Below are 21,552 nucleotides of genomic sequence, written 5' to 3' on the forward strand. Positions count from 1 at the left end.
TAATGCGTTTTATACTTTCTTTAGTAACGGCTGCAACCGTAATGACTAGTGCTGGTGTCGTGGCGGCCCCTTTCAGTAGTGAAGGCTCTGTAACCTTGGTATCTGATTATTATTTTCGTGGTATTTCGCAAACTGAGCAGGGGCCTGCAATTCAAGGTAGCGTGAGTATTAATCATCAGGATGGTTGGTACGCCAGTGCGTGGGGGTCAAATATTCGTTTTGGTGAAGGCAGTATGGAACTGGATTTATCACTGGGTCGTAATTGGGCTTTAGATGAAAACTGGGCTTTAGATATGGGGCTAGTACAGTATCGATATCCAGAAGGTGATAATGACATGACAGGCTATAACTACATGGAAGGTTACGCTAAGTTAAACTACCAAGATTGGCAACTTGGTTTAGCGCTGAGTGATAGTTATTTTGGTAACGATGTGGGCAAATTTTGGTATTTATCGCTTGATTGGCAACAAACATTAACTAGTGAGCTACAGCTAAATTGGCATTTAGGATACAATCAATTCGATAATGATCAAGAGTTTAAAACCTTTTTAGGCTCGCCAGTGATGGATGGCTCAGGGTATACTGATTGGGCGCTGACGCTGTCAACTGAGCAACTAGGGCTAACTTGGTTAGTTGGCTATGTTGGCAATTCAATTGCCAGTGATGCCTGCGCTGATATATGCGATAACCGTTTGCTATTAAGTGTAGCAAAAAGTTTTTAATTCCACTGAAAAGGAACTGCCGTGGCCGTTGATCCTCGTAACCAAAAAGCCGATGCGCTACTAAAAAGCTTGCAACAACATCAAGGTGGGCAACTAAAAATTTTTATTGGTGCCGCCCCTGGCGTTGGAAAAACCTGTGCCATGCTTAATGCGGCCAGAGAATATATGCAACAAGGAGCGTCGGTAAAAATAGGTTTGATTGAAACCCACGGCAGAGCCGAGACGCAACGTTTACTCGAAGGCTTTGATATTTTACCTCGACGTGAAATTAGTTATCACGATCAACAACTGAGTGAATTTGATCTCGATGCTGCATTGGCAGCCAAACCGCAACTGATTTTGGTTGATGAACTCGCTCATACTAATATTCCCGGTAGTCGCCATAAAAGGCGCTATCAAGATATCGCAGAATTGCTGGAAGCGGGCATTGATGTGTATACCACCATGAATGTGCAGCATATTGCCAGTCTCAACGATTTGGTATTACAGATCAGTGGTGTTAGGGTTAAAGAAACCGTCCCCGATCAGTTTATAGATCGCGCTCAGCAACTGGTATTCGTCGATTTAGCACCTAATCATTTATTGGACCGCTTAGCCCAAGGGCAAGTGTATCTTGGTGACTATGCCGAACAAGCGATACAGCAGTTTTTTCAATTAGAAACGTTAACCGCACTACGTGAAATTGCGATGAAGCGGGTGATCGGGCATGTTGACGATCAACTAAGAAATGAACAAGAAGCAAAAGCGCGCAGTAACGATTATTTAATTCAAGATAAGGTGTTGGTGTTGATCTCGAATCGCCGTGATCATGAACACCTTATTCGTATTGGCCGACAAATGGCTGAAAAACGCAACACGCCTTGGATTGTGGTGTGGGTGGATACTGGAAAAATACATAATCAGCTTGAACAAAAACGATTGCAATCGGCTTTTGCGCTGGCAAAAGAGCTGGGAGCAGAAACAGATACATTACGTGGCCCTTCTAGTTTACAAACAATTTTACCCTATATTAGTGAACATAGGATCAATACCGTGTTAGTGGGCGCGGGCACTAAGCGGCGCTTGCAACCATGGCGTAAACCCTTATATCAACAATTAATCAATAGCGATTTACCGATAGAAGTGTCGGTTTGGCAAGCCAGTAAACGCCAGCACAAGTACGTAACAGAAGCCGCTCCGTCACTGGCATTTGGCCAAAAAATGGGCTATTTGTTTGGTTCACTTTTGGTTGCTGTAGCCAGCGCGGTTGCACTTGCATTATCAAGTTGGTTGCAAAGTGATAACTTAGTACTGGTGTATGTATTAGCTGTGGTATTTTGTGGCTTAAAATACGGCGCGCGGCCTGCTATTTTTACTGCTTTATTGTCATTCTTAAGTTTTAACTTTTTTCTTACCGATCCGTATTACACCTTTTTCGTTAATAAAAATGATGATATTGCCACCTTACTGTTTTTATTTGTGATTGGTGTTGTGTGTGGGCCTGCGGCATCGCGTATTCGCCAACAGTTCTTATTATTAAAAGAGGTGAATCGTTATACTGAGCTGCAACGTGATTTTGCTCAGCAATTAACGGTGATCAATCAAGCCGATGAATTGTGCCTAACCTTGGCAGGGCAGTTACAGCAAGCACTGGGCTGTCCAGCTCATGTAGTGGTTTTTGAGCATCATCAGCAACATATCAGTCCTCGTTTAGGTTTGCCTTTACAGTCACTTGATCAAGCTATGGTTGATTGGTGTTATGCCCACAATCAAATGGCTGGTCGTTTTAGCGATACCTTAAATGCCAGTGATTGGACGGCATTTCCAATACAAGCTGATAATAAATCGATTGCAGTACTATTGCTTAAGTTTGCCAAAGAGCAAGAGGTGATCACAGAGCAAGATAACAATTTGATCCGTACCTTTGTACAGCAAATGGTTAATGTGTGGCAACGTATTCATCTTAATAATGAGCTTGAAGCATCGACCCGCAAAGCGGAAATGGAACAGCTTCGCTCGGCATTATTAGCTTCAGTGTCCCATGATTTACGTTCACCTTTGTCTGCCATGATGGGCTCGGCAGAAAGCTTAAAAGTACTCGATAAACAGCTATCAGCGCAAGACAGAGTAGATTTACTTGAAACCATCATACATGAAAGCCGACGTCTTGATCGTTACATTGAAAACTTACTCGATATGACTCGCTTAGGTCATGGTACCTTAAAATTAGAGCGCGATTGGGTGCCTGTTGCTGACATTATTGGCAGTGCAAAGCTGCGCTTAAAATATTTATTTCCTGATATTGAAGTGGACTATCAAGAGCAAAAACACTTGCCTTTGCTGTATGCTCATGCGGCTTTATTAGAGCAAGGCATTTTTAATATTTTGGAAAACGCAGCAAAATACAGCCCAATTGATGAGCCGGTGACTATTACTGCTAATCAGGATGGCCGACTGTGTCGCATTGAAATCGAAGATCACGGTCCTGGCATTGCAGAAGAATTACAAGAAAAAGTATTTGATATGTTTTACGTGGTCGCCGATGGTGATAGTAAACGACACAATACCGGTATGGGCTTAGCCATTTGCCGTGGTATGATTGCGGCTCATGGCGGTAAGGTTAAGGCTGATACAGCCCGCTCTGGCAGTGGTTCGCGTTTTATTATTGAACTGCCCTTACCCGATCCCCAAGACATACCAGCAAGAGGTTAACCTGCGTGTCGGCACATATTTTAGTTGTAGATGACGAATTTCAGATCCGTAAAATGTTGCGAATTGCACTGAAAAGTGTTGGTTATGAGGTCTGTGAGGCTGAATCAGTGAGTACCGGGTTGGCAGCGGCTGTTCGCCAGCAACCGGATTTAATTATTTTGGATTTAGGTTTGCCTGATGGAGATGGCTTAGAGCTATTAGCCGAAATTCGTAGTTTTTCGAGTGTGCCGGTGATTGTGTTATCAGTGCGCAGTGCGGATCTCGATAAAATAAAAGCCCTTGATATTGGCGCGCAAGATTATGTTACTAAACCGTTTAGCGTGGAAGAGTTATTAGCTCGGGTGAGGGCACAGCTGCGAGACCGATTTCCAGATAAAACCGCCTCTGTACTTGATGATGGTCATTTAAAAATTGATTTAGCACGGCGTTTAGTGACCTGTAATGACAAATTAGTAGAACTGACCCCAAAAGAATATGCGGTGCTTGCAAAACTTGCTCAACATCGACAATGCGTTATTACCCAAAAACAGCTGTTAGAACATATTTGGGGGCCAAGTCATGCACAAAATACCCATTATCTACGTATTGTAGTCAGTCATATTCGCCATAAAATAGGCGATGATCCAACCACGCCACGTTATTTGATCACCGAAGCGGGTATCGGTTACCGACTAATGGTGTAAAGTTGTGTGTTCTATAATAAGTCAAAGATGAGCCAACATACTGCGTGCAGATTCAATGCTTATTACTAAGTTGTAAATAAGTATAAATGGTCATACAATATATCTCTAACCTTAGGGGAGTAGTCTCTCAGTTTTACTGAGATAATCGTCAACAGTCCCCGAACAGCAGTTCGTGGCGGTTATGTCCAAATTGGATTGACAAGACTTAAGGCAAATGGCGCTCTCGGGGTGGAGAGTCTCGTTTGCCTTTGTCCGAACCACCCCAAGGATATATTCATGTCACAGCTAACTATCGTTATTGAGAACAACCGATTGGCACCTTATGCCAGTGAGAATAATTGTAAACTTTCATTCGAAAAATCCATTAAGCAACTTATAAACAACATCTCCTGTGGTAACAATAGCCATTTGATAAACGGGAGGTTTATATCATGTTAGTTGCTTCTTTAGCCATTCTAGGTGGCTTTATTTTATTGGTTTGGAGCGCTGACCGCTTCGTTGAAGGTGCAGCCGCGACTGCCAAATATGCTGGCATGCCGTCACTGCTAATTGGAATGGTCATTGTTGGTTTTGGTACTTCTGCACCTGAAATGGTGGTCTCTGCCATGGCGGCCATTGATGGCAATCCTGATTTGGCCCTTGGTAATGCGCTGGGTTCAAATATTGTTAATACCGGATTGATACTGGGTATTACCGCCATTATAACGCCAATTTTAGTGCAATCAAAAATAGTCAGAAAAGAAATCCCATTATTATTACTGATAAGTTTAGCGCTGGGTTATTTCCTTTGGGATGGCGCGTTAACTCGTGTTGAATCAATCCTTCTTTTGGTAGGTTTTTTTACGTTGATTGGCTGGAGTATTTACTCTGCCATGAAAGGCAAAGGAGACATATTAGAAGGCGAAATGGACCAAGAGCTGACAGAGCACGCCATGCCGATAAAAAAGGCAGTTTTTTGGCTGGTGATTGGCCTGGTATTACTGATAGTGAGTTCGCGAGTACTTGTCTGGGGAGCGGCGAGTATTGCAGAGGCACTCGGTGTAAGTGATTTAATTATCGGTTTAACAATTGTCGCATTGGGAACGTCGCTACCTGAATTAGCAGCATCCATCATCGCGGTTAGAAAAGGTGAACATGATATCGCTATTGGCAACGTGGTGGGGTCGAACATGTTTAACTTACTGGCAGTAACGGGTATAGCAGGCGTTATATCTCCTATTACAAGCTTGTCTGGCGAGGTTATGTCCCGCGACTGGTTGGTTATGATGGGTTTGACACTTGCTTTACTATTCATGGCGTATGGCTTTCGTGGCGCTGGACGGATTAACCGATTTGAAGGTGCGGGCTTGTTGGTCGCATTTTGTGCTTACAATGTCTGGTTAGTTTCGTCTGTTATTTGATAACGACATTTAAAAATCAAGAAATTTGCATTTGAACTCGCTTCAAATGCATACAAAGAAAGAGATATATATGAAAGATTCACTTATTCAATTTTGGCAAAGTCATTCTGAGACAATAATAGCACTCGGTTATAATTTAATTTTAGCGATAGTTATTTTGGTGGCTAGCTCATTGATAGCAAGAGCAGTACGCAAAGCGATTCAAAACACTAACTCTAAGTTGAATAAAGTCGACGCGACCCTGATACCAATATTTTCAACCGTAGCCAGCTACGCGGTATATGTCATCGGCGGTGTATTTATTTTAGACATCTTTGGTGTAAATACTGCCAGCCTTATCGCTTTAGTTGGTGCGGCAGGTTTGGCAGTTGGTCTTGCGCTTAAAGATACACTCAGCAACATCGCTGCTGGGATCATGCTATTGATATTACGACCTTTTAAAACTGGCGATTTTATCGACTTTGGTTCAACTCAAGGTACAGTAAAAGAAATCAGTTTATTCACTACAGTGCTTGAAACCATTGATGGGTTGTATATTGCTTCACCGAATAGCGTTTTGTGGGGAAATAACATTAAAAACTTTACTCGCAATGGTAAACGACGGATGGATATTGTTGTGGGTATTTCCTATTCAGACTCGATAGATGACGGGTTTAAAATATTGCAGGCGGTAGCAGCAAATGAATCAAGATTGATGACTGATCCAGCGCCTCAGGTAATGGTTGCATCCATGGCCGATAGTGCGGTAAATATTCAGCTTAGAGCATGGGCAACCAATGAAAACTATTGGTCTGCTTATTGGGATTTGAATAAACAAGTAAAAGAAGCCATTGAAGCTGCTGGCCTGACGATTCCTTTTCCACAACGCACATTGCACGTTGTTTCTGAGCAACGTTTATCTACCGTAAAGGATAAGTCATGAAGCGATTAACCTTTGTGCTGTTGGCCAGCTTAATGCTTGGCTTGGTGGCTTGTTCTAAGCCTGTTGAGGTACAAATGTTAAGTGGCGCTGCACAAGGCACCACTTGGCATGTTTCAGTGTGGAGCGACTCCGCAATTGATACCGAAAGATTACAGGAAGAGATAGAAGCTGAGTTCCTGCGAATTGATAAAATGATGTCGAATTACCGCCAAGACTCTATCATTGAGCAGTTTAACCGCAATCAAAATCCTCAAGCTATTGAAGTGGGAAAAGAAATTGTCAACTTGGTTAACATTGCTCGGCAAGTGAGTCAGGCAACCAATGGCTGCTATGATTTGACCGTTAAGCCGCTCTTTGATTTGTGGGGGTTTAGCAAAGATGTATTTAATGCTCCCTCTGAAACAGACATTCAAAATGTCATAAAAAAAATTGGCCTAAGTTATATTGCCTCACCCACACAAACTAGCCTATTAAAAAAACAGCCAGAATTAAGTGTTGATCTATCCTCGATAGCACAAGGTTATAGTGTGTCTCGTATTGCTAAGGTAGTTGAGAGCGCTGGAATAACCGATTACCTAGTTGAAATAGGTGGTGAATTGCAAACACGTGGACATAAACCCGATGAGTCGTTCTGGCGCATTGCGATAGAACGCCCATTACCTGGCGATAGGGCTGTTCACAAGGTAATTGATATTAAGCAGGATGATTCAATTGCCATTATGACGTCGGGCACTTACCGCCACTACTTCGATGAACAAGGACAGCGCTATAGTCATATTCTTGATGCACGAACAGGCAAACCGGTTACTCATTCCACATTATCAGTCACGGTGCTTGATGATGATCCTACACAAGCAGATGCGTGGTCAACAGCCTTACTGTGTCTTGGTGAGAATGACGCTTTAAGGATAGCTAATAAACATAAAATTGCTGCTTTATTCATATCGGACCGAGCTGGTAAATTAGCTGAAACATCTAGTATTAAGTGGGGCGCGATAATAAAAAACGAATAACATCTTTTTTGGCTAAGTTACTATTTATCTGTAAATTGAAAATGTAATCTTTTAAGTGATAGCTTTTTGAATTGCAAATGATAAATAGTATTTTAAAACTTAATTTAATTTTACAAGTTGAAGAGGTTCATTAAAATTGTTGGGGCTTGAGTCACTTCAACTACACATTTTAATAATACTCTAAGATATTTAACGCTGACTGGTAAGTTATAAAATATAGCTTTACAAGGAAAAAATACCTTCTTAAGTTAGCTTGTATAGGTTTCAAACCGTGACAAACTTTTAAGAAATAAGTAGTTTGACGGAGAATATATCCACTTAACCAACTGGTTTATCAGACTGATTAGAAAAGAAGCATAATTCAAATGAAGTAGTGTCACTGAACTGTTGAATTGTGGTAATGAGTTTTAAATTTTACACAAATTTTACGGTACAACGATAGATATTTTTATTAAGCTTGTAAAATATCTATAAATTGTTTTCCAGTGATGTGAAATGAACTTCTTAAAAAGCGTAAATAGTCTCATAAAAGACTACCCTTATCTCTTCGGTACAGGGGTAGTTTGCATAGCTGGTCTTATTTCGTTCGTTCTGGATAATTGGTTCTTATCTACACAAGGAGTACTGTTAATACTTCAATTAGCTGTTCTTGTAACAGCACTTTCTGGAAATAAGAAAATAGCTATATTCGCAGGTATCCTAAGTGGAGTTGCATTCAATTATTTTTTTACGTCTCCACGCTTTTCGTTTCATATGACGGATGTCAATGATATTGGGAATTTGTTTATATTCTTAATAGTTGCGATTATTACAAGCTATTTGTCTGCATTTTATAAAGAGCAACGAGAGGCTCTCGAAAAAGCAGAGCTTCGTGCAAGTATTTTAATGTCTGTTTCCCACGATTTAAGGACTCCACTATCAACTATTATTGGCACTCTAAGTACAATGCTAGAGTATGAAGAGCGACTTCCAAAAAGTGCAAAAGAAGAATTACTGCAAGGAGCTTTAGAAGAAAGTCATCGTTTGCATCGATACATAGAAAACTTACTCCAGGCTGTAAAGTTACAGCATGGGATAAAGCTAAACTTTATTGAACAAAGCGTCATACCTATAATAAAAAGCGCAGTAGAAAGGTTTAACACAGATCGTATTAATTTAGAACTATGCCATGATTATGTAAATGTTAATGTGAGCTATACCTTGCTTGAACAGTCTATTTATAATGTTATCGATAATGCGCTGAAATACTCTCCATCTGATAGTATTGTCTCCGTGAAGGTCTCATCAGATAGTCATTCATTGTACATAGATGTTATTGATGAGGGTAGTGGGATTGCTCCTGAATACAAAGATAAAATTTTTCAATTATTTTTTTCAAGTCGTAAAGGAGACACAGGGCAAGGTGGGTCAGGTATAGGGCTGACTGTCACCAAGGGTATCATTGAAGCACATAATGGAACTGTATCTGTTTTACCGGATAGTAATGGTTGTGTAATTCGTATGGTTTTACCTCTTTGTAATAAGGAAAAAACTTGAAAAAACGAATATTAGTAATAGATGATGAGATCCAAATCCAACGTTTTATGAAAGCATCATTATTAGCTGAGGGTTTCGATTATATTTCAGCCTTAAATGCTCAAGATGGCTTAAAGTTAGCCCGTGAGCAGAGTCCTCAATTGATTGTTCTCGACTTGGGTCTCCCAGATAGAGATGGTAGTTGGTTTTTAGAGCAGTTTAGAGTCTGGAGCCGTGTTCCTGTTCTTGTTTTAACTGCTCGAGATGAGGAAGACGAGAAAGTTCGTTTATTTCAATCAGGTGCTAATGATTATTTGAGTAAACCTTTCGGGATCAAAGAACTGATTGCTAGAATTAGGGTATTGTTAAGGGATTTATCTACTATCTCAACAAATGATAAATTACTTCATTGTGGAGAAATAACTCTCGATGTTACAAACCATAAAATATGGCTGAGTAAAAAAACTATTTTTCTTACAAAAAAAGAATTTAGTTTATTACACCTGTTTCTAAGAAATCCTAACGTATTAATAACTCATAAAACTCTTCTACAGTCAATTTGGGGAGAACTTCATACAGATGATATTCATTACTCAAGGATTTTAGTAAGCCAATTAAGAAAAAAAATTCAAGATGATGTAGATTCACCTCGTTACATAATAACAGAACCTGGTCTTGGGTATCGTTTTACCTGCGCTGAGCAATAATTATGAGATTATTAAAAGAATTATGATTAGTTTGCGAAACATTACTCGCTTGTTGTCATTACCTGTTCTTTGGATGGGAATAGTTCAACTTAGCTTTGGCGCATTATCTCTTTTCTTCTTTAGAGATAATGTAGGTAAAGCCTTTATGATCCCATCACTCATACTAATTATTCTTTCGTTAATGTTTTTATATAGGTTTAAAAAAGCTGGTCAGAATGATTTTAGTTATAGAGATGCGTTGATGTTTGCAACTTTAACTTGGATTGTTACAGGTATCCTTGGTGGTTTACCTATAATGCTTGTGACTAAGATAAGTTTCACAGATGCAGTTTTTGAGTCATTAAGCGCATTAACTACAACAGGGGCTACAGTTTTAACTGGTCTTGATGAGTTACCTAAATCTTTTTTAATGTACCGTCAGTTTTTGCAATGGATGGGTGGGTTAGGTGTCGTTATTTTTGTAGTTGCAGTTTTACCAATGCTGAATGTCGGCGGGATGCGCTTACTTAAGGCCGAAACACCGGGTCCAGTTAAGGATGAAAAGTTATCTCCAAGAATTGCCAATACGGCTCACTATTTGTGGTTTGTATATGTATTATTAACAGTACTTTGTGCTCTTTCATATTATTTTGGTGGGATGACGCCATATGACGCAATCGCACATAGTTTTACAACCATTTCTACAGGCGGTTTTTCGACTCATGATGCTAGCATGTGGTTTTATGAAAGCCACCTTTTACTTGGGCTATCAAATGTTTTCATGTTATTGGGGGCTATTAGTTTTGCACTACATTTTAGAATATTGCACTCTAAGTCGCCTGTTTTATATTGGAAAGATGAAGAAACTCGAGTTTTTATTTGTCTAGTGGCTGGCTTATCCTTAATTCTGGCAATTATCCTTATTATGGGAGATCGATATGGGGTGTTTGAAAGCTTTAGCTTTGCTATATTTCACGTGATTTCATTTATTACTAGTACAGGGTTTGGAGCAGCAGATTTAAGTTCTTGGCCAGCTCAAACTAGTTTTTTTCTAGTATTTTGTGCTTATCTCGGTGGTTGTGCAGGTTCTACGGCTGGAGGGAACAAAATTATTCGAGATATTATAACTTTTAAGGTAATCAGGCGAGAGCTTTTACAGTGTTTGCACCCAAAAGCTATATTACCTATACGTTTTCAAAGAAACGCAATTGATGAGCGTGTAAGCCATGCAGTTATGGCATTTATGACTATTGCTGCGGGGTCATCGCTTCTCTTTACGCTACTTCTAATGGCTACGGGTTTAGATTTCTGGTCTGCATTTACTGCTGTTGCTGCTTGTATTAATGTTTTGGGGCCGGGATTTGGCGAAGTTGGAAGTAACTTCATTCCTGTATCAGACACGGGTATTTGGCTTTTAAATGCGGCGATGATTCTAGGTCGTCTAGAGTATTTCACTATCTTAGCAATGCTTACACCCACATTTTGGCGATATTAGTTATTTGAGAAAAGGTATTCATGGCACATTTTACTGTTATAGGTCTTGGCAGGTTCGGGATTACAGCTAGTTTAGAATTAATACATATGGGGCATTCAGTTACAGGTGTTGATTGTTCAGAGAAGATTGCAACTCAATACGCAGAGGAGCTAACACAAACAGTTATTTGTGACTCCACTGATGAGAGGGCATTGAAAGAGCTTTCTTTGTCAGAAAGTGAGGCTGTTCTTGTCGCGATTGGAGAGGATATGGAAGCTAGTTTACTTACTACTCTCCATCTAAAAAATTTAGGTGTTAAACATCTATGGGTTAAAGCGAATAATGCTGCACATCACACAATTTTGTCAAAGTTAGGAGTATCAAAAATTATTCACCCAGAAGAAGAAATGGGAATAAGGGTTGCTCAGGCTTTGAACTATCCTATGGTGAGCGATTATATTGCTATAGGACATGGTTACTATGTTGTTGAAATAGAAGTAATAGAGCGCATTGATAATATGTCTCTTGGAGAACTTTTGAATGACAAAATACATATAATTGAATCTTTATTAGTAAAAAGAGAGCAGGACCTTTTCCCAAAGCCAAATGATAAATTTATTTTGCACTCAGGCGATATTTTGCTGCTCTGTGGCACCCGAGCTGTACTTAAAAGTCTTGCTCCAAGGTTAGTTTGATATGGTTAAATGGGATCCTAAAATAATAAGAATTGAAAGAAAGCCAAAAGCTGCGAGTAAGATCCATGCTGCTCCGCCGATTGTTTTATCGTTGGCTTTTCTAACTCTTATATTCATTGGCACACTCATACTCAAGTTACCGATTTCAACAGAAACGCCAATATCATGGATGGATAGCTTATTTACTGCTACATCAGCAGTAACAGTGACAGGGTTAGTTGTTGCAGATACAGGAGCAGATTTTACGCTCTTTGGTCAGATAGTAATCACTTTATTGATACAGCTTGGTGGATTAGGGCTGATGACGTTTGCAGTTGTTACTTTGATTGCTCTAGGTGGAAAAATTGGTTTTTTTCAGCAGACAGTAGCTAAAGAAGCATTTAATCAAACCGACACACATTCTTTAATCAAAACTGCTAAAGCCGTGCTGTTGTTTGCATTATTTGTTGAGACTATTGGTATTATCATTTTAACAATACATTGGTTACCCGATTTGGGGTGGAAAAATAGTATTTGGCACGCTATTTTCTATACAATTTCGGCATTTAATAATGCTGGTTTTGCGTTAAGCTCTGATAGCTTAATGCCATATGTTTCAGACCCTATCGTCAATTTTACAATAACGTTACTTTTTATAACTGGAGGGCTTGGCTTTTCAGTATGGCTCGAAATTTGGCAAAAGAAACGATGGAAAGCGCTAAGCCCTTATAGTAAGCTGATGTTGGCAGGAACCTTAACGCTAAATATTATTGCACTAATTGCTATTTACTTAATTGAATTTAACAACCCTAAAACACTAGGTTTGCTAAGTACCGAAGATCAATGGCTAGCGTCTTGGTTTCAGGCTGTAACGCCAAGAACAGCAGGTTTTAATACACTTGATATTGCATCACTTGAGGATGCTTCTACCACCGTAATGTTATTATTAATGTTTATTGGTGGAGGTTCATTAAGCACGGCGAGTGGTATAAAAGTAGTTACATTTTTTGTCCTTTTTTTGGCAACGTATAGTTTTTTGAGAAGAGATAACAATGTTGAATCCTTTGGGCGTACCATACCTCCCGAGACGGTGAGCAAGGCATTAGCGCTTGCAATAGTCTATATTGGTGTGACTTGGTTTGGAATATTTTTATTGCTGCTGACAGAGAACAGTAAATTTCTTGATATAGTTTTTGAGGTTGTTTCTGCTTTTGGTACGGTTGGCTTGTCTAGAGGCCTGACTTCGGAGCTCTCAGAAATCGGTAAAGTCATTATAATCGTGTTGATGTTTATAGGTCGATTAGGGCCTTTGACACTGGCGTATTTTTTGGCTAGTCCAAGATCAAAAGTTACGCGAGTGCCAGAGTCTCGTTTTGCTATCGGGTAGGAACCGTAAATAGTTTGATATATGATTGAGACAAAACCTGTCTCAATTAATAACCCCTATGACATGGATAAGACTAAGGGCCTTATTAGCTATTGTCAGGGGGATTTGGCATGCCATAATTAGATGTAGCAATGGCTTTCGAACCTTTCATCATGCGTAGCTATCTTTGACTTAGTATCTAGGTTTTTTCGTTACAGCCCCCTTCATTCTCCTATTAAGTAATTTTCTTATTTCAAAACACGATAGTAAAGAAATGTCATTTTTCAAATCTGATAGTGGAAAGTAAAAAATATTTATTTCATAGGTAAACGGAATATATCTGCATGTTTAGTTCATGTACGAAAGTTACAGGTTTCGTACACATGAAAGTTGGTTTTGCAAGAGTCTCAATTAAAGAACAAGATTTAAATATTCAACTGTCCAATTCCTTTTAAAAAATACTACAACATCATAGTCGATTATTTATTGTTACCAAGTAACAAATAAAAAAATAAGTAAGACTTGATGAAAATAGTCATTTATGTAGTGGTCAAGTTATTTGGCCACAGTTTTATAGTTATGCCAGAAGTTATTCTCTGACTCGTTTGGTGTCAAACCGTTGTTATGCTTATGCGGCCTGACTGAATTGTAATATCGGTAAATATATCGCGTGATTTCACTTTTCGCTTCATTAAAGCTACGGTAGCCGATATTTGGCACCCATTCTGTTTTTAAACTTCTGAAAAATCGCTCCATCGGGGCATTATCCCAACAATTTCCGCGTCGACTTAAACTTTGTTTTATCTGATAACGCCAAAGCTGTTGTCTGAATTCCAAGCTTGTGTAATGGCAACCCTGATCCGAATGAAACATCACGCCTTGAGGTTGTCCTCTAAATTCATAAGCCATTGTTAACGCTTGTTTGGTCAAAGCGCTGTTTGGTGAATTCGACAAGGCCCAGCCAATGACTTTTCGACTGAATAAATCGATAACAACTGCTAGATAACACCACCGATTACCTGTCCAAATATAGCTCACATCACCACACCAGACCTGATTAGGGGTTTGCGGTGAAAACTGGCGAGCCAGATGGTTTGGTATTTCAATATGTTCCGAGCCGGACTTTTTATAACGATGCTTTGGCACTTGGCAACTCACTAAACCCAACTGGCTCATAAACTTCCCTGCATAATAACGATTTAATGGATAACCATTTCCCGTCATAATCGTTGCAAGAGTTCTGGCCCCAGCAGAGCCGTTGCTTTGCGTATGCACTCGCTTGATTTCAGCTTTTTTTCAACCGTTTGCCTGGGGGCCGACTTATTTTTAGCTTGCCAGTATCTATAGCTGCTACGGTGAATGCCAAATACTTCGCAAAGACGTTTCACTGAGTATTTAGATGGCTGGCTCAGATTGAGTTTTTCAATTATTTCGAATTGTTCAGTGAGTCCGACGTCAACAGAGCCGTAGCCTTTTTTAAAATATCCTTTTCTAATTCAATGCGCTCTATTCGTTTTTTAAGCTCACGAATTTCAATTTGCTCTGGTGTCATCGGCGACGCTTTTGGTGATTGACCTTGGCGTTCTTGTTTCAATTGTTTGACCCATTTCCCAACCGTTGAATTCCCCACGTTCATCGCTTTGGCGGCTTCTTCATGGGTGGTCAACAACCAACTGAGCAACTTCCAGCTTAAATTCAGCACTAAAATTTCTTCGAGTTTTCTTTGTCATTTTGTCACCTAATCTTGCTATGATTGAATCATAACACCTCTAATCAGGTGGCCAAATTATTCTGCCACTACAGCCCAAGATGGCCATAAACACTGGCCAATTTCTTGTGGTTAGTTAGTTTTACGTCAAACTAATTTTATTTTGCAAAACTTGAAGCAGTGGTGTTTTCCCCAGTGTGGTTTGCAGGTAACGCTTGCCTTTCTCCTACGAGCTTTCCACCCCAACGGCGCAACAATTCAAAACCGCCCAAACAAATAGCGACGGCTAATATTGATATTAAGATACCTGGAATTCCGAGTAGTTTTTGTTCAGAAAATAACGTCCAAATGAACTGACCGACGCACAATGTAGCAACGACTAACAAGGTTGGCTTGCGACCTATTTTGGCAACAATAAATACACCTAATGGCGCACCCAGGGCTACAACGGGGGCAGCGGCTAACCAATTTTCATAAACACCTGCTTGTAACCCTTGCCCCGAAAATATTTTTGTTGCCACTCCTAACACAGAATTAAATGCCATAATCACTACAGAAGTAGGAATGGCAATTTTTAGATCAGCTCTGCACACTAACACTAATGCAGTGTAAAGGACCATATCAATACCGACGCCTGTGGAAGAGGTAATCGTTGCGCCCGCGAGCAACCCAAGCCACATGCCAAATTTAAAATCCCATTTCTCATTAAATTCGGTCATGCCAGTATGACCAGCAATTTCATTGATTCTGAAAAGATGTAACAGCCCAAAACTTGCCCACACAACCGCAAAAATAAGTTTTATCCATAGTTCAGGCACGTAAGGCGCGATAAAGAAAATACCCAGTGGTGTGCCAACAAGAGAGCCAACTATAGCGCCACTTAACATGGCATTTGCCAGTGGTTGTCGACGAGCGAGAATAAAAATACTGGCGCTGGTCATGCCAATGGCCTGAATCGCAAAGCTAAAATCGCGACCAAGACTAGCTGGCAGCTCAAATAACAGCACTAGCACCGGGAAGCCAACCGTACCACCTCCCATTGGTGTTGAACCTGCTGCATAGCTTCCTATTGCCATAGCTAGCGCCATAGGCCAGTGCTCTATAGCGGTTACCCATTGCGCCTTTCCAACAATTAACCATAGCCAAACGCTGTAAAACAAACCTAGCCATAAAAACCAGATCCAAAGATATTTTTTTTGTGACGATATTAGGCCCATTTATTTTATTTAGTACATCAATAAGAATTCAATAACAAGAACATATCATAGTTGTTGGCATTATTTGATAATTACTGCGTTTCAAATATTGCAGACTGTGTGGATCGCTCGCCCTCGTCAAAGCCTGCAAGGCTTGGACAATACTGCTTCTGCCTACTGCTCTTGTTACTGTTACTGATCCTGTTACTGCTACTGGTTAACGCATGGGTCAAGTAACCGTCAGACAAAGCTTGTTGAACCCTTTGCAAAGGGTTTCAAAACAGTTAGTAAAATTCTGCTTCGTATTGAATTTACTGGCTTAAAGCGAAGTCAGGAGCATCATTAAAATGCTCAGTCGAACTCAGTTAAAGCCTTTTTCAACCGTTTGAAAAGGGGTTGGCTAAGCCATACGTAAAGGGTATCGGTAAGGGTTACCTAAACGGTTTGGCTAAGGCTTTCTGAAAGGCTTATCCAAAGCCTTCATACATGGGTTCACCCAGTAGAAAGATTAAAAAAACGCTGAGGTATCCAAGGTGCATTTTGTACAAACTCGTTTATAAACGAACAGGGCACAGTGAAATAACCCAAAGCGAACAACAGAATTGAAGAGGAACCATCAATGACAAGAGCCCCTGCGCCATTTCCGCTAGAGCGCCTCGCGGATATCCCAGAAAGACCAGAAGATTTTAGATTGCTGGAGCGTATTCCATTAACGCGTGAGCCGCAGTCCTGGCCACTTGAACTCTCTCCTGTGGTCGGTGATGAACAACCGATGGTGCTGCTCGATACAGAGACAACCGGACTGTCTGCCGATGACGAGTCTATTATTGAGCTTGGTATGGTTAAGGTGCTTTACAGCCCATCAGCTAAGCGGATTGTGTCGATTGTTGATGTGATCAGCCTGTATGAAGATCCCGGCAAGCCAATCCCCGAGCTGATCACCGAGTTAACCGGTATCACCGATGATATGGTGCAAGGCCAGCACATTGATGATTCACTGGTAGCGAGTTGGTTATCCGATGATCCGCTGGTGGTTGCACACAATGCACAGTTTGATCGTCCTTTCTTTGAAAAGCGGTTTGCTACATTAGGACATCTATCTTGGGCCTGCTCAGCCAGTGGCATAGATTGGAAGGCGCTGGGTTTTGAAAGTCGAAAACTTGAGTACCTGCTGCTTCGCTTAGCTTGGTTTTATGAAGGACACCGAGCCGCAACCGATTGTTTGGCGATGGCCTGGTTGTTCCATTTGTTGCCCGAGTCCGTTGCAAACTTGTTGTCTGAAGCAGACAGGCGAACTGTGTTAGTTCGTGCGTTTGGTGCGCCGTTTGACGTAAAGGACTATTTAAAAGAACGTGGTTACCGTTGGCATGACGGCGTTAAAGGTGCCAACAAGCATTGGTGGCGCGAAATCAGCGAAGACGAGTTGCCGCAGGAACAAACTTACCTGGATGATTTGTATCATCGTGGCTCAGAACATGCCCACTATGACTACAAAGATGCCCGTAATCGATTTAAAGCTTTGTAGCTCTCTACAAGGTAAGCCTTGCATATTTGAAAACCTCTGGAAAATGGAAAGTGAACTTACGTTATACCCAAACTACTTGGTGTTGCAGCTAGGCGGCAAGTGAGCGAATGCCCATGAGCATAGATCTTCTATGTGATTGGGGTGAGCGAATGCAGGTAACACCGCTGCGGCTGCAAGTAGGCAGGGTATATAACCAACAAGAGGAATCTTTCCATGTACCAAGACACCTACATTGAATACTGGGGCGAAATCTTCGTCTCTGCCCGCATCATTGAATTTGGCATCACGTTTGAGCGCTTTATTAAAGATCCATGGAAGCACTTGATGTCCTGTGGTCAAGAGTCTGCTCCAGACGCGATTGCTGAAGGGATGTTGCCATTGCTACCATCCCAGGCGGAAGTTGCTAGGCGCATTCGGGAAAGTGAGCAACGAGCCCAGATGTCTACAGAGTCGGACAAAGGGGTATCTCATCGTGGCAACATCGTGGTGCCATTGGTTCGGGTAGCGCATTGATAGCGGCTATCAGCAATGGCATGAAACAATGTCTTCACGCCCATACCTGAGCGGCAATTGCAATCTAGATCAAAAAGTTGCCGCTTAGCCTTCCCTACAAAATAATTTGTGATAGGATGATACCTAATAAAATTAATTAGGTTGAAGCCTATTCAGTGTTTTATGGCCATCTGTCCAGCTTCAACCGGTAGAGATTGCTAAGTCATTGCGGATAAAGAGCAGCATTGAGTGACACTATTCAATGTGATTAAGCGATGTCTGACCGTACTTTATAAACAGAGTTTTAAGAATCTGGTTGAATTGGATAAACAAGACGCATGACAAATGATGGTCTGAAACAAACCGTAGTGGCGAAGCCAGATAGGCTTTCGCAGATAGCGCAGTTGCCACAAGCAACCAGGGATCGCATTGCCCACATCGATTTCACCTTATTATTTAAGGGCGAAGCGGTACGGGCGGATTTAGTTGATCGCTTCAGTATAGCCGCCGCACAAGCAACGAAAGACTTCACCCTATACCGAGAGCTTGCGCCAAGCAACATTGAGTATGACCAAAAGCTCAAATTGCATAAGCGTGGTGAAGCATTTGAGCCCTTGTTCGACTACGACGTTGTGAGAACACTGGCAACCATTAGCCAAGGCTACGGCGATGGCTTCACTGGAAAGGTAAAACCACCGCTGGCTTGTGAAGCGCCTTATCACCTTAACAAACCGAATCTATCGATAGTGGCGAAAGTCACCGAGGCCATACACAAAGGCAAAGCCTTGAGCATCTCCTATGTGTCGTTATCGAGCGGTGAAACAACCCGTGAAATTGTACCGCATACGCTGGTGGACAATGGCCTGCGTTGGCACGTTCGTGGTTTTGACCGCAAGCACAATGAGTTCCGTGACTTTGTACTGACCCGAATTAAAGCAGTGGCTGTGCTTGAAGACTCCACGCTGTCTGAGGCCGAACTTGAAACCCAAGACCGGCAATGGAACCGCTTTGTAGAACTGGAGTTAGTGCCACACCCACGCATAGAGCACAGTGAAGCGATTGAACTGGATTATGGCATGACGGGTGGTGTGATGAGGGTTGAGATCAGAGCAGCAACTGCGGGGTACTTACTCAGACTATGGAATGTCGATTGTTCCGAGACCGCGTGTTTATCAACCAGCCAATGTCAGCTTGCGTTAAACAATCGTGCCGCGCTATATGGGGTTCAAAACCTCGCAATTGCGCCTGGTTATGTCACTTAGATGATGAGCACAACCCAGACAACCGCTTTTTATGACTAAAGATTAATCATCAGAATTAAATAAGAATTTAAGGAACACCGATGCCAACGTTGGATTTTAAAGGTAAGCAGTTTGTATATTCACACCATCTGAGTGTGCCGTTTCGCGAATTAAAAGTGGTTGCGGATAAATCGTTACCGCAGGAAGGCAATACGGCATCATTGGATGATAACCTCATCATCCATGGCGACAACCTTGAGGCCCTCAAGGCGTTACTGCCGACTCATGCCGGTAAAGTAGACTGCATTTTTCTTCCGCCATACAATACAGGCAATGATTTTATTTATGATGACGATTTCTCAGTGAATTCAAATGATTTTTTAGTAAGCTCAAATCAAAAAGATGAGCAGGGGAATCGTTTAGTTTCTAACTCTGAATCAAATGGAAGGTTTCACTCTGATTGGATTACTATGATTTATCCTAGGTTGAAGTTATCTAGAAATTTAATGACTACTGATGGAGTAATATTCATCAGTATAGATGATAATGAGTTGGCTAATCTTAGAAAAGTCTGTGATGAGGTTTTTGGAGAGTATAATTTTATTGGTGTTCTTTCTGTAGAAAATAATCCAAAGGGAAGAAAAAACTCATCTTTCATTTCTGTAAGTTCTGAGTATTGTGTGATTTACGCAAAAGATAAAAATCAATCTTACTTTTTAGAAAATGTACCTAAAAAGTCATCAGATATGGTTTTGGATGAGGATGGTAAATATGTTCATGCCAGTGGCAAGAGAGTTATTGTCGGGGAGAACTCCTTTAATAATGCAGTGGATAATAATGATTCAGATAAAAACTATTCAGTATACTACCGAGATAAGGACGGTGATCTTGTAACAAGAAAAGAGACAATTGATGAAAGGGATGACTCCTTGCTAAAAGAAGGCTATATAAAATATTTTTCTCATAATAAGGGTGTTTTAGTTGAAAATACTTATACTGAAAGCAAACTAAAAGAACTGCACGCTAAAAAGTCATTAAGTTTCTCTGGTGAAAAAATATATGAAAAAAATTTCAATGACACGATCAGAATAAAAAGCCAATTAGTCAATAAAAAATATGAAGCGATTATTGATGGAAAGAAATGTCAATTCAGTATGCCCGAATTCAGATAATAAGTGCACCACTCATGGTTAAACGGTGAGAAGAGATCAACTGCCTGTTGGTGGTACTCTGTAATCGCCAAAAAACAAGAGTAGATACCATGAGTTACAAGCAGTTGATCGAAGGGCAAAGATACCAGATTGAGGCCTACTTACGCGAGGGTTTTAGCTATCGAGAGATAGGGAAAAGGCTAAAAGTGAGCCACAGCACTATAAGTCGTGAAGTTAGGCGCAATAGTACTCGAAGTCATTACTTGCCTGAGGTTGCACATTCAAAGGCATGTAAACGAAAACATCTAGCTGCCAAGTATTCCATGCCAGCACTTACAATTGCGTTCGTTGAGTTTGGATTGGAGCAAAAATGGAGCCCTGAGCAGGTTGCGGGTGTAAGCAAAATTATCGGGCATCCTGTGAGTCATGAATGGATTTATGGCTATATTCAAAAAGATAAATTGAGTGGTGGCAAGCTATACAAACATCTGCGACAAGGGCACAGACGTTATCGTAAAGGCAGCCGAAGCAAACGTGTCATCATCCCAAATCGTGTTGGCATTGAACATAGACCTGCGATTGTTGACACTAAGACACGATTTGGTGATTGGGAAGCGGATACAGTACTTGGCAAGCATGGTACGGGAGCAATCGTTAGTTTAGTCGAGCGTACAAGTAAGTTTTACCTGATACGCAAAGTGCCAGCAAAAAGTGCAGCGCAAGTGAGCAGAGCAATGATAGGTATGCTGTGGCGCTATCGACGCCATGTTCATACGATAACCGCAGACAACGGGAGTGAGTTTTGTGAACATGAGCATGTTTCAGACAAGCTAAAAACCGACATCTACTTTGCTAACCCCTACTCATCATGGGAAAGAGGGTTAAATGAGAACTTTAATGGCTTGTTGCGTCAATATATTCGCAAAGGCACTGATTTACGAACGGTGACAGATAAGCAAATTGCGCACATAGAAAAGGCGCTCAATGCGAGGCCGAGAAAATGTCTAGGGTTTAGGCAACCAGCGGTAATATTCGATGAATTACGCAAAGCAGCCTAATTTAGCGAGTGGTGCACTTCGGACTTGAATTCGCG

General features: G+C 41.0%; 17 protein-coding genes and 1 pseudogene. 16 read left to right on the forward strand and 2 right to left on the reverse strand.

Features of this window, described 5'->3' with window-relative positions; genetic code table 11:
- The first annotated feature begins 2 nt into the window (after nucleotides 1–2).
- The 11 genes from BM378_RS18730 (at nucleotide 3) to BM378_RS18780 (ending at nucleotide 13,167) form a co-directional block, all read left to right on the forward strand.
- Complete coding sequence (locus tag BM378_RS18730; RefSeq protein WP_074989763.1) at nucleotides 3–722, forward strand: TorF family putative porin; 720 nt, start codon at nucleotides 3–5, stop codon at nucleotides 720–722.
- Between the two features lie 21 nt (nucleotides 723–743).
- Nucleotides 744–3,413 carry a DUF4118 domain-containing protein gene (locus BM378_RS18735; RefSeq protein WP_074989764.1) on the forward strand — a complete coding sequence of 890 codons (2,670 nt, stop codon included), beginning with the start codon at nucleotides 744–746 and terminating at the stop codon, nucleotides 3,411–3,413.
- 5 nt (nucleotides 3,414–3,418) lie between these two features.
- Nucleotides 3,419–4,096, forward strand: coding sequence for a response regulator (locus tag BM378_RS18740; RefSeq protein ID WP_074989765.1), 678 nt, complete (start codon nucleotides 3,419–3,421; stop codon nucleotides 4,094–4,096).
- A gap of 431 nt (nucleotides 4,097–4,527) precedes the next feature.
- A complete protein-coding gene (locus tag BM378_RS18745; RefSeq protein WP_074989766.1) occupies nucleotides 4,528–5,496 on the forward strand; it encodes a calcium/sodium antiporter in 969 nt (322 codons plus the stop codon).
- Nucleotides 5,497–5,566: 70 nt separating this feature from the next.
- Nucleotides 5,567–6,418, forward strand: coding sequence for a mechanosensitive ion channel family protein (locus tag BM378_RS18750; RefSeq protein WP_074989767.1), 852 nt, complete (start codon nucleotides 5,567–5,569; stop codon nucleotides 6,416–6,418).
- Complete coding sequence (locus BM378_RS18755) at nucleotides 6,415–7,431, forward strand: FAD:protein FMN transferase (protein ID WP_074989768.1); 1,017 nt, start codon at nucleotides 6,415–6,417, stop codon at nucleotides 7,429–7,431. Before BM378_RS18750 ends, BM378_RS18755 begins: the two co-directional genes overlap by 4 nt.
- Nucleotides 7,432–7,926: 495 nt before the next feature.
- Nucleotides 7,927–8,967 carry a sensor histidine kinase gene (locus BM378_RS18760; protein WP_074989769.1) on the forward strand — a complete coding sequence of 347 codons (1,041 nt, stop codon included), beginning with the start codon at nucleotides 7,927–7,929 and terminating at the stop codon, nucleotides 8,965–8,967.
- On the forward strand, nucleotides 8,964–9,653 hold the full coding sequence (locus tag BM378_RS18765) for a response regulator (protein WP_074989770.1): 690 nt from the start codon (nucleotides 8,964–8,966) through the stop codon (nucleotides 9,651–9,653). The genes BM378_RS18760 and BM378_RS18765 overlap by 4 nt, the downstream gene beginning before the upstream one ends.
- Nucleotides 9,622–11,127, forward strand: coding sequence for a TrkH family potassium uptake protein (locus BM378_RS18770; RefSeq protein WP_227006837.1), 1,506 nt, complete (start codon nucleotides 9,622–9,624; stop codon nucleotides 11,125–11,127). The genes BM378_RS18765 and BM378_RS18770 overlap by 32 nt, the downstream gene beginning before the upstream one ends.
- Nucleotides 11,128–11,147: 20 nt before the next feature.
- Entirely contained in the window at nucleotides 11,148–11,801 is a 654-nt protein-coding gene (locus BM378_RS18775) for a potassium channel family protein (protein ID WP_074989772.1), read from the forward strand.
- A 1-nt stretch (nucleotide 11,802) separates the two neighbouring features.
- Nucleotides 11,803–13,167, forward strand: a complete 1,365-nt coding sequence (locus tag BM378_RS18780; RefSeq protein WP_074989773.1) for a TrkH family potassium uptake protein — start codon at nucleotides 11,803–11,805, stop codon at nucleotides 13,165–13,167.
- Between the two features lie 534 nt (nucleotides 13,168–13,701).
- Here the strand turns inward: BM378_RS18780 and BM378_RS18785 are convergent.
- Both BM378_RS18785 and BM378_RS18795 read right to left on the reverse strand, forming a co-directional pair.
- Nucleotides 13,702–14,876: pseudogene (locus tag BM378_RS18785) on the reverse strand (IS3 family transposase).
- Nucleotides 14,877–15,012: 136 nt separating this feature from the next.
- On the reverse strand, nucleotides 15,013–15,930 hold the full coding sequence (locus tag BM378_RS18795) for a sulfite exporter TauE/SafE family protein (RefSeq protein WP_218158198.1): 918 nt from the start codon (nucleotides 15,928–15,930) through the stop codon (nucleotides 15,013–15,015).
- 739 nt (nucleotides 15,931–16,669) lie between these two features.
- Between BM378_RS18795 and BM378_RS18800 the strand changes: the two genes are divergently transcribed.
- The 5 genes from BM378_RS18800 (at nucleotide 16,670) to BM378_RS18820 (ending at nucleotide 21,517) form a co-directional block, all read left to right on the forward strand.
- The gene (locus BM378_RS18800; RefSeq protein ID WP_074989775.1) at nucleotides 16,670–17,575 is read left to right on the forward strand and encodes a 3'-5' exonuclease; all 906 of its coding nucleotides are present in this window, start codon (nucleotides 16,670–16,672) and stop codon (nucleotides 17,573–17,575) included.
- 213 nt (nucleotides 17,576–17,788) lie between these two features.
- Nucleotides 17,789–18,088, forward strand: coding sequence for a hypothetical protein (locus BM378_RS18805; protein ID WP_074989776.1), 300 nt, complete (start codon nucleotides 17,789–17,791; stop codon nucleotides 18,086–18,088).
- Nucleotides 18,089–18,405: 317 nt separating this feature from the next.
- On the forward strand, nucleotides 18,406–19,329 hold the full coding sequence (locus BM378_RS18810; protein WP_074989777.1) for a WYL domain-containing protein: 924 nt from the start codon (nucleotides 18,406–18,408) through the stop codon (nucleotides 19,327–19,329).
- Between the two features lie 80 nt (nucleotides 19,330–19,409).
- On the forward strand, nucleotides 19,410–20,480 hold the full coding sequence (locus BM378_RS18815; protein ID WP_074989778.1) for a site-specific DNA-methyltransferase: 1,071 nt from the start codon (nucleotides 19,410–19,412) through the stop codon (nucleotides 20,478–20,480).
- Between the two features lie 89 nt (nucleotides 20,481–20,569).
- Nucleotides 20,570–21,517 carry an IS30 family transposase gene (locus BM378_RS18820; protein ID WP_074989424.1) on the forward strand — a complete coding sequence of 316 codons (948 nt, stop codon included), beginning with the start codon at nucleotides 20,570–20,572 and terminating at the stop codon, nucleotides 21,515–21,517.
- The last annotated feature ends 35 nt before the right edge of the window (nucleotides 21,518–21,552 follow it).

Source organism: Pseudoalteromonas lipolytica (genome assembly GCF_900116435.1).
Classification (GTDB): Bacteria; Pseudomonadota; Gammaproteobacteria; order Enterobacterales; family Alteromonadaceae; genus Pseudoalteromonas; species Pseudoalteromonas lipolytica.

Excerpts from the sequence above, each read along its gene's own strand:
- BM378_RS18730 (WP_074989763.1), top strand. The coding sequence starts at position 3 with ATGCGTTTTATACTTTCTTTAGTAACGGCTGCAACCGTAATGACTAGT.
- BM378_RS18745 (WP_074989766.1), top strand. The coding sequence starts at position 4,528 with ATGTTAGTTGCTTCTTTAGCCATTCTAGGTGGCTTTATTTTATTGGTT.
- BM378_RS18750 (WP_074989767.1), top strand. The coding sequence starts at position 5,567 with ATGAAAGATTCACTTATTCAATTTTGGCAAAGTCATTCTGAGACAATA.
- BM378_RS18755 (WP_074989768.1), top strand. The coding sequence starts at position 6,415 with ATGAAGCGATTAACCTTTGTGCTGTTGGCCAGCTTAATGCTTGGCTTG.
- BM378_RS18760 (WP_074989769.1), top strand. The coding sequence starts at position 7,927 with ATGAACTTCTTAAAAAGCGTAAATAGTCTCATAAAAGACTACCCTTAT.
- BM378_RS18775 (WP_074989772.1), top strand. The coding sequence starts at position 11,148 with ATGGCACATTTTACTGTTATAGGTCTTGGCAGGTTCGGGATTACAGCT.
- BM378_RS18780 (WP_074989773.1), top strand. The coding sequence starts at position 11,803 with ATGGTTAAATGGGATCCTAAAATAATAAGAATTGAAAGAAAGCCAAAA.
- BM378_RS18795 (WP_218158198.1), bottom strand. The coding sequence starts at position 15,930 with ATGGCAATAGGAAGCTATGCAGCAGGTTCAACACCAATGGGAGGTGGT.
- BM378_RS18800 (WP_074989775.1), top strand. The coding sequence starts at position 16,670 with ATGACAAGAGCCCCTGCGCCATTTCCGCTAGAGCGCCTCGCGGATATC.
- BM378_RS18805 (WP_074989776.1), top strand. The coding sequence starts at position 17,789 with ATGTACCAAGACACCTACATTGAATACTGGGGCGAAATCTTCGTCTCT.
- BM378_RS18810 (WP_074989777.1), top strand. The coding sequence starts at position 18,406 with ATGACAAATGATGGTCTGAAACAAACCGTAGTGGCGAAGCCAGATAGG.
- BM378_RS18815 (WP_074989778.1), top strand. The coding sequence starts at position 19,410 with ATGCCAACGTTGGATTTTAAAGGTAAGCAGTTTGTATATTCACACCAT.
- BM378_RS18820 (WP_074989424.1), top strand. The coding sequence starts at position 20,570 with ATGAGTTACAAGCAGTTGATCGAAGGGCAAAGATACCAGATTGAGGCC.